The organism is Scytonema sp. NUACC21 (assembly GCF_054684315.1).
This window is the reverse complement of sequence record NZ_BAAFZH010000101.1, coordinates 121,673-135,845: the sequence shown is the minus strand read 5'-3', so window position 1 is coordinate 135,845 and position 14,173 is coordinate 121,673. Positions and strand designations below refer to the sequence as shown.

General features: G+C 42.2%; 11 protein-coding genes and 1 pseudogene. 8 read left to right on the top strand and 4 right to left on the bottom strand.

Features of this window, described 5'->3' with window-relative positions; genetic code table 11:
* Positions 1 to 26 precede the first annotated feature (26 nt).
* The 4 genes and pseudogenes from ACYRY3_RS33090 (at position 27) to ACYRY3_RS33075 (ending at position 2,898) form a co-directional block, all read left to right on the top strand.
* A complete protein-coding gene (locus ACYRY3_RS33090) occupies positions 27 to 1,667 on the top strand; it encodes a formylglycine-generating enzyme family protein (RefSeq protein ID WP_460205902.1) in 1,641 nt (546 codons plus the stop codon).
* Positions 1,668 to 1,956: 289 nt separating this feature from the next.
* Positions 1,957 to 2,034 (top strand): annotated as a pseudogene (locus ACYRY3_RS33085) (diversity-generating retroelement protein Avd); the annotation flags it as partial.
* A 205-nt stretch (positions 2,035 to 2,239) separates the two neighbouring features.
* The gene (locus tag ACYRY3_RS33080; RefSeq protein ID WP_460205901.1) at positions 2,240 to 2,575 is read left to right on the top strand and encodes an element excision factor XisI family protein; all 336 of its coding nucleotides are present in this window, start codon (positions 2,240 to 2,242) and stop codon (positions 2,573 to 2,575) included.
* 77 nt (positions 2,576 to 2,652) lie between these two features.
* Positions 2,653 to 2,898: a prevent-host-death protein gene (locus tag ACYRY3_RS33075; protein ID WP_460205900.1), complete on the top strand. Its 246-nt coding sequence runs from the start codon at positions 2,653 to 2,655 to the stop codon at positions 2,896 to 2,898.
* Positions 2,899 to 3,243: 345 nt separating this feature from the next.
* Here the strand turns inward: ACYRY3_RS33075 and ACYRY3_RS33070 are convergent, their stop codons facing one another.
* The 3 genes from ACYRY3_RS33070 to ACYRY3_RS33060 form a co-directional block, all read right to left on the bottom strand.
* Positions 3,244 to 3,489, bottom strand: coding sequence for a hypothetical protein (locus ACYRY3_RS33070; RefSeq protein ID WP_460205899.1), 246 nt, complete (start codon positions 3,487 to 3,489; stop codon positions 3,244 to 3,246).
* A 237-nt stretch (positions 3,490 to 3,726) separates the two neighbouring features.
* A complete protein-coding gene (locus tag ACYRY3_RS33065) occupies positions 3,727 to 8,298 on the bottom strand; it encodes an NACHT domain-containing protein (protein ID WP_460205898.1) in 4,572 nt (1,523 codons plus the stop codon).
* 284 nt (positions 8,299 to 8,582) lie between these two features.
* Positions 8,583 to 9,791 carry a DNA cytosine methyltransferase gene (locus tag ACYRY3_RS33060; RefSeq protein WP_460205897.1) on the bottom strand — a complete coding sequence of 403 codons (1,209 nt, stop codon included), beginning with the start codon at positions 9,789 to 9,791 and terminating at the stop codon, positions 8,583 to 8,585.
* Positions 9,792 to 10,646: 855 nt separating this feature from the next.
* Here ACYRY3_RS33060 and ACYRY3_RS33055 point away from each other — a divergent pair.
* From ACYRY3_RS33055 to ACYRY3_RS33040, 4 genes are all read left to right on the top strand, one after another.
* On the top strand, positions 10,647 to 10,844 hold the full coding sequence (locus ACYRY3_RS33055; RefSeq protein WP_460205981.1) for a hypothetical protein: 198 nt from the start codon (positions 10,647 to 10,649) through the stop codon (positions 10,842 to 10,844).
* A gap of 7 nt (positions 10,845 to 10,851) precedes the next feature.
* Entirely contained in the window at positions 10,852 to 11,187 is a 336-nt protein-coding gene (locus ACYRY3_RS33050) for a hypothetical protein (RefSeq protein ID WP_460205896.1), read from the top strand.
* 27 nt (positions 11,188 to 11,214) lie between these two features.
* Complete coding sequence (gene folK, locus ACYRY3_RS33045; protein WP_460205895.1) at positions 11,215 to 11,814, top strand: 2-amino-4-hydroxy-6-hydroxymethyldihydropteridine diphosphokinase; 600 nt, start codon at positions 11,215 to 11,217, stop codon at positions 11,812 to 11,814.
* Between the two features lie 134 nt (positions 11,815 to 11,948).
* Positions 11,949 to 12,857, top strand: coding sequence for a hypothetical protein (locus ACYRY3_RS33040; protein ID WP_460205894.1), 909 nt, complete (start codon positions 11,949 to 11,951; stop codon positions 12,855 to 12,857).
* Positions 12,858 to 13,042: 185 nt separating this feature from the next.
* Here ACYRY3_RS33040 and srmL read toward each other — a convergent pair whose 3' ends face one another.
* Positions 13,043 to 14,065 carry a PheS-related mystery ligase SrmL gene (gene srmL, locus ACYRY3_RS33035; protein WP_460205893.1) on the bottom strand — a complete coding sequence of 341 codons (1,023 nt, stop codon included), beginning with the start codon at positions 14,063 to 14,065 and terminating at the stop codon, positions 13,043 to 13,045.
* Between the last annotated feature and the right edge of the window lie 108 nt (positions 14,066 to 14,173).

Sequence of the window (14,173 nt, the reverse complement as noted above, 5' to 3'; positions counted from 1 at the left end):
GCCTCAATCCAACCAAAGATTAACTTATGCCCCCCACGCGAACTAGAAGGACAAAAAAAGAAAAAGAACGAGCCGCACAGATGGTAGAGCGATTTATACGCCGCTTTGATGAATCTTATCTCAAGTTGGCTTACTATGCTGCTTTACCTCTAGTGTTGACGCCAGAATTGTTGAACTTCCTGAGAGTACAGTTTTTACGGGGGAAAGTACACTGGGTTGCAGAAGTAGATTTATTACTGTCAGATTTATGCAGTCAGGTAGGGTATGAGCTTTATGCAATGGACACTGCTGTACGGGATTATTTACTGGAAGACATGAGCAGTAAATTACCAGAAGCCGAACAGCAGATGCAAGAAGTTGCAAAGGCGCTCATTAGCTATGTTAAATATTTAGCACAAACTAATCCTTATGTGAGCCCGCAGGAACTACAGGCACAACAATGGTCGGCAATGGTGTATTTAAATACACAAAGAGAAAAAGCAGTGAGTGAGATAGCTCAAGCTTTTGATATTGCTGCATCTCAAAAAGATGCTGAGGGACGATTGTGCGATCGCACAGAAATGTTACGTTTAGCAAGGATTACCGAAGAACTAGCACCTCAATTAAAAAAATATCGAAACTTGGTGAAATACGCCCAAGTTGTGACTCAGGTTTTAACTAACCCTTCAAAAGTCAAGCAAGAAGATTTACACCGTTCTTACCCGGTAGCACAAGCAAAACTTTCTATCCCACCAGAATTAGTACCGGGAGGAGAAAAGCCAAAATCTTCTTCCCCACGTTTACAAGAATTTGAGTTTGAGGTGGCGACAGTACAAGTAGAGAAAAAGACAAAAGAAATTGTTATTAATCGCCGTCCGGGTAGAGCAAAATTCTTTGTTGAAGACTTGGGTAATGGTATTACTTTGGAGATGGTTGATATCCCTGGTGGGACTTTTACTATGGGCGCACCAAAAGATGAAGAAGGTAGTAAAGATAGGGAACGCCCGCAACATCAAGTTACCATCAAGCCCTTCTTCATGGGTAAATATCCAGTCACCCAAGCACAATGGAAAGCAGTTGCTGCATTGCCCAAAGTTGAACGAGATTTAAAACCCGCTCCATCTCATTTCAAAGGTGATGACCGTCCTGTAGAATGTGTTTCTTGGTTTGATGCGATGGAATTTTGTGCTAGGCTATCTAAATATAGCGGGCGAGAATATCGTTTACCGAGCGAAGCAGAGTGGGAATATGCCTGTCGTGCTGGTACGACTACACCATTTCATTTTGGTGAGACTATTAATACCGACCTGGCTAATTATAATGGAACAGATGACAAGGATGGTAAACGGAAGGGTTCTTATTGGCAAGGACCTTTAGGTGAGTATCGTCAGCAAACAACAAAAGTAGGAATTTTTCCAGCCAATGCCTTTGGGTTATATGATATGCATGGCAATGTCTGGGAATGGTGTGCTGATGATTGGCATAGTAATTACGAAGCAGCACCTAGTGATGGGGGTATTTGGATAAAAAATAATAATGATAATCAAATAAAGCTGCTGCGCGGTGGTTCGTGGTACGACAATCCTGAGCACTGTCGTTCTGCGTATCGCAACGACCACTTCCCGGACAACGACTTCAACGATTTCAACGGGTTTCGGGTTGTTTGTGGGTTTGCGCCGAGGACTTAGTACCCTTTACACTCTAGCACTTTTGCCCTTTTCTCTTATTCTTTTTTCTCTTTACGCGAGCGAAGCGAGCCGAATTTTTTTAGCATTTTCATCACACCACACTCAGCCATAAGGTAAGCTCTTAAGTTTCCACCTTTGTAACAAATTTTAACACGATTTTTTTGAGAGAAACTGCGTTAGTCCAATTGCCTGTCTTAAACTCATCAAATTTTTTCCCTTTAAACAAGTAAAATAATATCGTAAACTACCCTAGGTTGTAGTTTATAAAGATGAAACCTGCTGTAAATAAATGGAAGAATTATCGATTGTCCAAAAAACCTACGATTTGATTAAATGGTATGTTCCAATTCTCAATCGCCTGCCTAAGAGACCTGTTCGGTGTGATATCGGTGACGCTATCCAAAAATCAACCTGGGTTGGGTACTCTGGTAGGTGTCAAAGCCGAACGTTTACCTAACTCTTGAAAGAAATATACCTTTGCTATAGCAGTCCTATTTGATAGGTAAAAATTATTAACCGCCAAGACGCCAAGAGCGCCAAGAAAAGAGAGAACAAAAGGAGGCGATCGTTAAATGGCAAAAGTAGAACAGTACCGTCAACTTATTCAAGAACTTTTACTAGCTTACAGCGAAATCAAAGCCAGCAATGAAGAAGTTGAAGCACAAGTCATTTTCGATCGCGATCAAGATAGATATCAACTAGTTCATGCAGGCTGGTCAAACAAACGCCGTGTATACGGTTGTGTTTTACATCTAGATATTAAAAACGAAAAAATCTGGATTCAGCACGATGGAACTGAGGGAGGTATTGCCAACGAACTTACCAGTCGAGGTGTACCCCATAAAGACATTGTATTAGCTTTTCATTCTCCCTTCAAACGGCAATTTACTGAGTTCGCTGTTGGTTAATGATTTAAGTTCGCTATATACGCAGTTATCGCTCGACAAGCGTTTAAAAACTTGGTTAGCACAAGAAGGAAAATTAGATGAAGGAAGTAGCACTAGCAGAAATTCAGAGCGATATATCTAGATATTTAGAATTAGCTGAAAACGAAGAAATAGTTATTATCAATAATGAAAACCCCGTTGGGATTTTGATTGGTTTACAGTCAGATGAAGAGTTATTGGATTACCAACTAGAGAATGATTTACGCTTTTTAAAGCGGATTCAGAAATCGCGGCAAAGTTTACGTGAAGGTAAAGGTGTAAAACTGGATGATTTAGATATTTAATATTTATAAAAGTAAACGATTACAAGTAGCTCGGGTTGTAGGAGTCATATCGATGATTTTTAAACCATGTGCTGAGCAAATAAAGTGGTCTGACCACTTTTGCTTACGGGGATTAAATAAAGGGATTATCTCCTGCATTTCGCGATCGATACCAGTTATAAAGTTGTAGCGACACCTATTAAATCTTGAACACGCTAACGCTTAATTATTAAATTCATCTTCTCCACTAAGAGATTGTGGAATGATATGGTCAATAAAAACAGAGATGCACTTGCCTCTTCTAAAGAAAGACAGCATTCGCAAAGAAATTTAGCTCTTTCTCTGACTAATTTTTTGGTAGCACAATCAACTGTCATGTTCAGAAATTATCCTAGCATTGAGCAAAGTAAAAATCCTATCAAGTTCTAATATTCCTGCTAATTCTGCTTCTTCGGAGGAAGTCAGCATACCAGCTTTTCTCTTCTCGGAAAGTTCTTCGAGTCGAGACTGTAGTCCTGAGGTGAATTTAAACAAAAGCAAATTTCTAACTTTGCTGGTTTGAATTCCAGACTCGACCCAGAATGAGGGCTGAACCATCATTTGAGTAATCATGACTGTATCTTGATAAGTTGGGCAATGGTATTACAGCAGATTGTAACAAGCGTGCGGTACAGATTTTTGTAAGGACGTAAGTTTTGCGGGCAGGCTATGTTAAAGCGCAGCATACCGACACTCGTAGGCATACGGCTGTTCGCCCCTACTGATGTACTTCATTGATGGGAGTGGGGTAATGGCACATTTTTAAAACGCTTCCCATTCATCTTTACTGACTTGAGCTTGCTTTTTAGACTATCTTTCAAACTCCTGTAAGGCTTTGTCCAATCCGTAGGTTTCCATCTGCATCATGCGATCGACTAAATCAAGGCAGCGCGATCGCAAGGTTTCATCCTTACTTTGACTGTACAGGCGGATTAGTAATTCACTGACTTCATTTGCATCAGCTGCACTACGGGTACGGATATCAGCAGCAGATGAACCACAAGAATCGATAAATTTTTCACAAACTAGATAAGTAATATCTGGCAGTTTAGCTGTTGTTTTCTGAAGGGCACTAATTAAATGACTGCAGTCAGTTTCAAATGCAAGACTTTTAACAAATGCCTCAACCAGATTAACATATGCACCTAATTCCTCTCCCTCAAAACGGAAGAAACACTTAGCTGCTTGTTTGCGAACATTCTTATCAGAATCGTTAAAAAGTTGAGTTAACCCAGTTTCACAAAATTCGCGAAAATGAGCCGTCCTCAGGTTAGCAACAGAGATTCTAGCAGCTGAAATTCTATGTGATTCTGTACCAGTAAGACAACGTTCCCCCAAGGAACGCGCCTCCACTATTATTAAAGATGCAAGACAAGCCTGCCGAGCACCAACCTTTACTACTTCTGGTAAATCAGAAGTAATCATGCGTTCCAAAATTGGCGCTAGTTGTTGAAAATGGGTTGGCAATGTATACTTTAGAAACTTTTCAACAGTATGCGTTGCTAAAAGTACATCCTCAGTTTTACAAAGTTCATGGAAAAGGTTGACAGCTAAATCTCTGTCATAATTTAACATCGCTGTCAGTGCCTCAGCAGCACAAGACCTAACAGCAATAGAAGAGTCTCGGACTATCTGCTGCATAGGTATGAGTAAGTAGGAAGCGCGATTTTTATCAGCAAAAATTAGCTTGGCGATCGCACTTACAGCACTACCACGTGTGGAGTTGATTCCAGCCTCACGAATATCGCCACCATAGTAAACACTTCCATTGGAAGTCGGAGTACGCCACAATTCCTGCTTTGGATCGGGGTCATTGAGTGCATAGCAAAGCAGAATATCTAAAGCTGACACTGTCCAAGGAAGGTTAGCTAATTTCTCAAACAGCCACGCAATCCAGCGACCGCAGGGACGTTGTGGTAGTTGATGACAGCGTTGACAGACACGAAATGCAGTTTCAACATCCAGCCCAACTTCAGCAATACCGCGCAAAACTGCATCAAAATAAGACGAATTCGCATTATCTGGAAACCGCCAAATTAACGAGGCAAAACGTGCTGGCTGCTTCTTAACTTGGCTTTCCAAAAGACTTGATAGTTGATGAGCACCACCTATAAGTTCCCCAGTGCGTTGAAATCGAGTGCCTAAATCATCGTAATCATACCGAGCAATTGCTTGTAACCATTGCTCATCAGTCATTTTGTCTGCTGCTTGGTCGGGAATTGGAGAACCAACAATTCGAGCTTCTACCGACTCTGGTGGCTCAATTTTTCCTGGTGGTTCTAGCAACTCTAAATCTGTAAACTTGCGTTTTAACTCCTGTAGCCGACGAATCCCAGCTTGTGTCATTCGATTCTGAGCAATAGCATCTAGCAGAATCAGTTGTGGATACCCTCGAAACCAAAGACCATCACTGCTTTTCTCGTAATTGGTGTAGTAGTTCAAAATTACTTTTTCCAGTTGTACCAACTTTTCTGGAGAACAATAGGGAGTCGTTGCTTCTAGCAGTTGACGAGTAGCCCAGAAAGGAGCAGCATGAACATTGCCAGCACCAGCAGAGTATCCTGTTTTGAGTCTGGCTGGTTGCTCGCAAAGATAATCAATAGCAACAGAAGCAAATCTTTCTGGGTTAGCAGTGTAAGCACGAACTAACAAATACTGAATTGTTTCAAAATTTGACTGTCGAAGTTGCTGTTGTGCAAGAGTAGCAAAATCTTCAGGATAGTTTGCAGCTAAACTACACAATGCTGCTTCTATCCCATTTAACAATGCATAGTTAATGCCATAGTCTCTGCCATAAGACCGGAACCACCATATTGAATCTTTCCAGGGCGGATCGCCTTCTTTTCTTGCCGTCAATTCCAACAGGCGCAGTATAAAGGGAAGAACTTGGTCAACAAATTCTCTTGGCGCACGACGAGCACTCTCTATAAATATCCTGTCATCATATTGACTGTCGGGAATAGTTCCTTGATGTCGGTCAAATGGATTAGATTGTCCGGTAGCGAGACTTAAACTCAAATGTCGGTTAAGATAGTGACCGATTACCTCACAAGCCCATTCCGGACGTTTTTCTGGTAAAGAATATATAAGACTCCAGAAGTCATTACTAACAGCGATCGCTCCTCTTGCTTCGTCAAGAATACCTTCATCAATTAGCCGCAAGAACAGTTCAAAAAAGCGGCGTCCTGTTTCTAGTTGAGACCATTGTATTAGGTAGACAAGCCGATTTCGCCAAACATTTGATAAACCGACAAAAGGCTCTACTAACTCTGCTACTTGGTCTGGAATTTGACTTTGCATTCTTGATAAAAGAGTTATCGTTTTATCAACGAGTTCCTCATTTTTATCTCTTAGCCATTGCTGTATAATTCCAAGAGAATTTAACAGTTGAAACCAACTTACAGAACCATACAAAGTTCGCCAAACTTGTTGTGAGAGTGCGGCGTCTCCCTTAGCAATCAAAGGAGCTATAATTTCCCATTCTTCTTGCTTGGGTTTATCTATTGTTCCCAACAGAGCAAACACGACCTGTTTAATGTGAAAGCGAATTTCAGAGCTAGTAAGTAAGGCTTCGAGATTCGCAAGGTATTGGTCAAAATCCTCTTCGCGTTCATGCAGAAGAATTTGGCGAACTTGAGCACGTCGGAATAAATGTTGTTGCTCCCGTCTCCCCAAAAACGGTAGTAATTTCTGACCGCGAGCGGCAAAGCGACGGGCAAAAGCATAGTCAAAAAAAGTTTCATGGAAAAATGAAATACGCTTGCCTTCCCAAGTCAAAATATGCTCGGAAGCCATCGCATTAGCATCATCTGCAAATTCATCAACAACCCTCTCGGGAGCAGACAAACTTTGTTGTTGCTGACCGTTCATGTAGTCGCATAATGCATCAATAACCTGCGTCCATTGAACAGAGCGACCAAGGCGTTCGAGTAATTTCGATTTTTTGTATTTCCAAAACTGGTCGTATAGTTCCTTTGCTGTCTGAAAGTTTAAAACATCTATAGAAGAATCTTTAGCTATTTCTGCTAACAAACTCAAATGTAACGGTACAGACAGTAAGTGGATTTGCTTTTCACTTAGTCGCGTCGCATCTAAACTTAACTTGGTAACGGTTTCTCTCACTGTCAAATGAGCAAGGCGATTAATGGTTACAGCAAGAGCGATGGCATTTTCGCTGCTCAAAAGCTTTTTTATCCTGTAATCATTTTCTAAATCGAACTTGCGGCAAGCCAGTAGCACCCTTATATTAGGATGCGCTTGAGCTTGCTGAATAATCAGATCTACACAAGTAAAGAATTCTGGATTGCGACCTGATGCTAAACTTACAGCATCAAGCTGGTCGATGACAAGCACGCAATCTCGTTTTTGCGCGATGTTAGCTAAAACAATAGCAGGAGAACCCGGCAAACCTAACTGTTGACCTACATTATCGGGCAGTGGTATTGGAGCTAGACTATCTACACGAAAAGCTAATATCGGGAAACCTTGATTGTGCAGCTTCTCCAAGACTTGCAGCATGACGCCGCTCTTGCCAACTCCCGCTTCACCTACTAGCAAAATGCTCTGCTTTTTTTCAGTCAATTGCTCAAAGGCAATCTGCGCCTCATCGCGAGGAATAATATCACCTGCGATCGCTCTCTGCTCGCGCAGTGAAGAAATGTAAAGATTGTTTGCATTCTCAACAGCAGCCAACACGTGGGGGTCATTACCCCATTGGCGACGGCGATCGCCTCGTTCTTGCAGCAGATAATGCCAAATGTCATGAGCCGTCAATTCGTGATGAATTCTGTCTTGAGCTAATTCAGCCAATTCAATTCTGATGGTTTTTGGATCGCCCTCCACTAAAGCAGCGAGACGATTTTCAATAGTATCAACAAGAAACTTCTCTCCCACTGTTTCAACACGAACTCTCTTCAAAGCTTCAAACGCGTCCATTTGAGAACAATTGCCCCATTTTTGGCACAGTGTCTTGAAGTGACCGAACAGCGTCTTGTTCAGAAAATCATGCTCGAACTCCGTCCACGATGCAGCGTCTCTTGCTCGATTAGCCAATTCTCCCAGTTCGTCTGCATCTTGAGTAGAAACGAATACACAAGAAACATCTGGAGCCTGAAGTTTTTTCCAAAAATCTGATAGGACTTGAACTTGTTTATCTTCTAAAGCACTAAGCGTCCAGCGTCCGCGTCCACTTTTTTGCCGCTTAACTTGGTGGTACTCCAACTTACCATTTCGACGGAGAAAAAACTCGAAAGCGTCTTCACCAGGTTTTTCCAAACGGATAGAATCAGCTTTCTCATCCATGACATCTGCCATGCAAAATACAGTCCAACGACCTTCATAACGATTGCCGATTTTGTCAGTTTCTCCACCCGGTAAAGGCATATAATCTTTATCTGTTTAGAACTTTTTTGTCAGAGGTCATGCGTGGTGTAACGTTAGCTATGCTACTTGGGCAGTACTGGCGCTCAACACTAGACATATCATAACAATTCCTTCCCAACCAAGATTGCTGTTATTATTGACGACCCAATGCGTGTGGGTATCGCCTTCAGCAACAGCCTCTGTTTTCCATGCGATCGCTTTTGATTGAGGCGATGCGGAAACTGCAGGCTCGCGATAGCCTTCCCAATTCTACAAACAAACCCTCAGTAGCGCGGTCATTCAGTTTAAAGCTTGCCCGCTCGACTTACAATTTTTCTGCCTGATGTTAATTCCTGCAAATGATTGCAGATGGTAGAAGCAATAACATAAGCAAGGGTGACAGGAACCGCATTGCCTATTTGACGCATCGACTCACCCCAGGTACAGGGAAAATAATAATCATCGGGGAAAGTCTGCAATCTTGCCGCCTCCCGTACCGTAAAATAACGCACTTCCCCAGACGGTAAGGCAAGCATATTCTCCCCACCAGGAACACCGTGTACCCCTGCTTTCAAAGTTTTAGCTGGCTCATCCAAAGGACTACCCGTGTGTCCTGGGTAACTTCTTGCCCCTGAAATATAAACATGGTTGGGTATCGATGCAGCTAGATCGATGTTTTCAGGCGGTGGCAAGTCAGAAATAGCATCGCGGACAGTACGCCAGGGGGCAGTCATTGTACCCAACAAATTTGCTCCAAATCGTTCCAAATGCGATTTTAATCTTGCTGGCATCTCTGGACGGTCATGAGTAGAAATACCGTGCCTCTCCCAATACTCAAGAGTCACCCACTTGTGCCAAATTAGCGCTTCAGAGGTATGGGTTGGTTCGGGAAAAGACCAATTAGCGTTTAAATCGGAACGGAAACCCACTATAAAAACCCGTTCCCGCTTTTGCGGTACACCATAATCAGCCGCATTGAGCAACCTAAAAGTAACCCGATAACCAAGGTCATCACTGACACCACTGTTGTGATGGCGTTCCAGCCGTGCCAAATGGTCAACCCATGACTCATCTGGTTTGGGCTGTAATTCGGGGTGGGCAAGCTGTAAAGTAATATACTCAAAATAATTGAGAAAATTTTGTCGCAGCAATCCCCGCACATTCTCAATTAGGAAGGCTTTAGGGCGTAACTCGCGCACCGCTTGAAAAAACCGGGGAAACATATCCCGCGAATCAAGATGGGCACCATGCCTACCACCAATCGAAAATGGCTGACAAGGTGGACCACCAGCCAGTAAATCTATTTCCCCATCAACAGTAGAAAAATCAAAATCTGCAACATCCATCTCATGGACACGCCAGTCCCTAACAACAGACACCCTCCGGTGTTGATTTTCCCGGATAGTATGACAGCTGTGCTTATCCCGTTCCACGAGTGCTAAGTGATGGAAGCCTGCATAAGCTGTTCCTATCGCCAAACCCCCAGCACCCGTAAATAACTCTACTGATTTCACGTTTTTGATTTAGAATAGGACTTTGTCATGCTGAATGATTGTCCTTTGTTTTACAGCAGATTGCAAGTAAATGAGGTAGAGATTTTGGCAATTGTGCCAAAATTAGAAGCAGAAACACTGGGTTTGCACAAGAAGGAGAATTAGATGAAGGAAGTAGCAAAGCGCGGAAATTCAGAACGATCTATCTAGATATTTAGAATTAGCTGAAAACGAAGAAATAGTTATTATCAATCATGGAAAAACCATTGGAATTTTGATTGGTTTACAGTCAGATGAAAATTTATTTGATTACCAACTAGAGAATGATTCATGCTTTTTAAAGCGGATTCATAAATCGCGGCAAAGTTTACGTGAAGGTAAAGGTGTAAAACTGGATGATTTAGATATTTAATATTTATAAAAGTAAACGATTACAAGTAGCTCGGTTTGTAGGAGTCATATCGATGATTTTTAAACCATGTGCTGAGCAAATAAAGTGGTCATACCAATTTTGCTTACAGGAATTAAATCAAGGAATCATCTCCTGTGTTGTGCGATCGCTACCAGTTATAAAGTTGTAGCAACACCTATTAAATCTTTAACACGCTAACGCTAAATTATTCAATTCATCTTCTCTACTGAGAGATTGTATAGGATTACTATTTGATTTTTGAAATACACGTAGGTAGGGCTAAAGCCCACCAAATCTAAGTTGTGGTGGGCACTGCCCACCATACAAATACTTAGATTTTTTCAATAATCAAACTGGGTTCCTATAGAATAATATACAGCATATATAGATTTTTTTTTATTTGATACAAGAACGAATACACCCAAGGGAATTATTGCTATTGATTTGGTCAGGTGGAAGCCATAATGATAAAAAACGAGCAACAATATCAAAAGACCAAAGAATGGTTGCGGAAATTTGAGCCTGACTTTTCACGGGAGAAAGGAAAACCCCTCTCCAACCTCTCCCCTACAAGGAGAGAGGCTTTGATTTCTCCCCCTTCCCTTGTAGGGAAGGGGGCTGGGGGGTTAGGTTTTCCACATGACGTGAAAAGTCAGATTTGAGCAGTCTGTGGCTGAATTTGATGGTAATGAAGATTTGAAAGCAGATCCTAAGCGTTGGAAATTACACAAAGATTCCTATCAGAGCCAAGTTGACGAATTAAAGAAAGAAATTGCGGAATATGAAAGGTTGATTAATTGCGATCGCACTCAGCCAATAACGGTAAAAGTAGAAAGTTTCAATAAGCTACCGAATGCTTTAATCAAAGCTCGAATTGCTGCAAAAATGAGTATTTCCAAACTGGCTGAAATTTTAGGCATAGCCGAGCAAAGGGTCAAGGAATACAAGGTGGTTCAAATCACACACTATGATATTTATCGCGGCTTGGTAGATAATTCTTCTTAGTCACATCTTCAGAACGCGAACAATCAGATGTTACTTGCTTTAATTGCTTTTGGTTCTAACTATGAAGCTAAGTCTAACCTGGTCAAGGGGTTAAAAGCTTTGAATCAACAGGTACGGATATTGGGTATATCGGCAGTATACGAAAATCCAGCAATCGGCAAACCGACCAGCCCACCTTATCTCAATGGTGTCTGCCTAGTAGAGACAAGTTTGCCAGCAATCGATCTGCATGAGCAAATACTGCGTCCAATAGAGGATTCACTAGGTCGAATTAGGGGAGAGGAAGGCAAAGCCCAATGTAGCATCGACTTAGACCTCATCCTTTACGAGGGAGAAGTTCTGTCAACTCCTAACTTGGAGTTACCAGCACCGGATATCCTCAACTACGCCTATGTCGCCGTGCCTCTAGGATTTCTAGTACCAGATTGGATTCATCCGGTAACAAAAGAGACATTTGCTCAAATTGGAAATCGATTTTGCCAACAGAAGGCTAGCTTTTACCACCGAGTAGATGTGAACGCCGCGATCGCTTCTGAGATATTTGGTTCGACGCGATCGGCTATCAAACCAATACAATCTTGGCATTGGCGATCCGTGGTGCTACCCCCACCCAAGATGAGCAGTTAGAGAAAGAGTTCCTACTTTAGAAAGCCAGAGGATATGCTAAAGTCGTTTTTCATCCTTTTCTTTATCTTTCCTTACATACTGCTAGAGCGAAATTTACAAACATGGTTAGAATCGCGGAACGCTCCGGAGACTTTGTGGAATACGTTACAGAGCTTGAGAAGCTATGCTTTGAACAAGATTCAAATCTTTATAGAGTTCCCACTCCAAGTCAGTTGGCTACTTTTGCAGCTCTTGCATCAACGCTGCTGTCAGGTAGTATCACCGATTTAGCTCAACAGGCAGATGCGATCGGCTACTGCCTGATTAAATATGCAGATATACCATCAGGTCTAGTTTTTTATGGACTTGAGGCAAAATTAGTTGATAGCAAACCTACCCATGGATGGGGCTCTTATTTTCTAAATCGTTCGTACACTTCTAAGGCACTAATAGAAGCTCCACACCCTTCATTCGATCGATACACCCCTGAAATGGCAGCACGTATTTTTCGCGAAAGTCGGAGCAAAGGTTTCCTCTTGGCTGGCACTCACCGTTACTCCAATGGTCGTGACCCTAGCAATAAAGACTTTGCCGATGTAGCTCATGTGAAAGAATCCATTTTTCAGGAGGTACATAAGGTGTGGATTGGCTCTACGGATTCTGTCGTAACCTTTCAAATTCATGGTTATAAAGCTTCAAATAGTTCCCACCATAAAATTCCTTTAGGGGTAAATTTTATAATATCAAATGGTGATGGAAGCTTATCAAATGAAGTATTAACTCTGGATCGACTATTGGAGGATAAGGGATTTGATGCTCGTGCTTACAATACTCTCTCTGTCAAAGATCCTCGAAATATACAAGTAAATGGTGTCGGTGTTTCAGGTGATACCTTTGAAAGTTTGAGAGCAACTTCTAACATTCAAGGCCAGTACAGTCGTAGCTTAAAGAAAACTTTTGTTCATATTGAAATTGAATCAAAAGTTCGTTCTAACTCTGAGCAAAGAAACTTAGCAGCGGATATTATTGCCCAAGCCATATTGAATTCAGCATCAATCGATTAAGGAAATAGCAGCATAAATAGTCATGCGATATAGCAAAGAGCTAGTGTCTATATGATGATTAGATGCACGAAGCGGGCGTGACCTACAAGCTACCAGCGCACCGGGTTCTTGCAACATAAAACGCTAGCGATCGCACAAGGCGGGGAGCAGCCACAGATATTTCGAGGCTCGGTTGAGTCCAATCATCAATGCTTGCCGTTGCTCTGATGAATTCTTTGGTATACCAATTCCCGCAAGATATTAGCTTTTTGATTGGTGATAGAGGAATTCAAACTCTGAAGAGTCATTCGCACTAGCAAATTCTTTTGATTGGGTTGGATACCCAACCGTTGAATTGCTTGTGGGGGAAGTTGGTGATAGTGAGTTTCGCTCAAAATATCTACGGACTCTAAAAGTTCCACGTCATCTCCTAACGTTTCTACTATTTGTTCGCAGATATCTTCTAACTCGACATCAAGCCCAGTGACAATGGATATATCCCGACAGATAATTGGTTGGTTAGATACTTGATGGTAGGGTTCCAGGTTAGTCATTTGGGCTGCAATCTTGGGATTGCTACTTCGCAATAAGCGAATATCATCTATTCCTTTAACAAGCATGACCAAACGGTCTATTCCCCAACCCGATGCTAAGCCACTATATCCCGGTTTGAGTAAGCCAGGGTGACCTTCTCCACATTCGCCTATTTCAACCCATTTGTTATTAACTAAAACCTCTATCTCTAAACCGTTGCAAGTGTATGGATGTGAGGTTTCGTTGAGGCGGTAGGAGACCCCAGGAAGAACTGCATGGATAATGGTTTGAATGAATTTGACTAGGGCTTCCCTAGCTAAATGTTGATGTTCGCTTATCAGCCAAACATCCATCTGGTGGGGTTCACCGACATGGCGTTTATCCACTACATCCCGACGGTAACAAATACCGGGATGCAGGATGAGTTGGTCTCCCCGTAATTTGGGGAGTAAGTCTGGCATGATGGCAGTGGTGTGAGTTCTGAGCAGTCTACCGTCGCTTAGGTAGCGGGTGTATTTTGGCGAGCGCGATAAACTATCTGAAGGGAAATACAGTTTGTCGAAGTTATCTGCGACTGTGGTAATGGGTGAAGAACGCCAAATTGTTGGTTCTGGATATCCGGAAGCTTGAAGAGTCTCAGCTATTTTGTAGACGATAAGATTTATGGCGTGAATGCCATTAGCTGGATTCGTCAAGTCCGGCTTTAGAAGTCCCGATGGTTCATTTTTTGCCTCGCTTTATATTGTTTAATACATACAGGAGGGCGAACAACCGTATGCCTCCTTCGTCGGCACACTACGTGA

Bases quoted from the DNA above. Each gene is read 5' to 3' on its own strand.
- ACYRY3_RS33080 (WP_460205901.1), top strand. From the start codon at position 2,240: ATGGCAAAAGTAGAACAGTACCGTCAACTTATTCAAGAACTTTTACTA.
- ACYRY3_RS33090 (WP_460205902.1), top strand. From the start codon at position 27: ATGCCCCCCACGCGAACTAGAAGGACAAAAAAAGAAAAAGAACGAGCC.
- ACYRY3_RS33065 (WP_460205898.1), bottom strand. From the start codon at position 8,298: ATGCCTTTACCGGGTGGAGAAACTGACAAAATCGGCAATCGTTATGAA.
- ACYRY3_RS33075 (WP_460205900.1), top strand. From the start codon at position 2,653: ATGAAGGAAGTAGCACTAGCAGAAATTCAGAGCGATATATCTAGATAT.
- ACYRY3_RS33070 (WP_460205899.1), bottom strand. From the start codon at position 3,489: ATGATTACTCAAATGATGGTTCAGCCCTCATTCTGGGTCGAGTCTGGA.
- ACYRY3_RS33055 (WP_460205981.1), top strand. From the start codon at position 10,647: ATGATAAAAAACGAGCAACAATATCAAAAGACCAAAGAATGGTTGCGG.
- folK (WP_460205895.1), top strand. From the start codon at position 11,215: ATGTTACTTGCTTTAATTGCTTTTGGTTCTAACTATGAAGCTAAGTCT.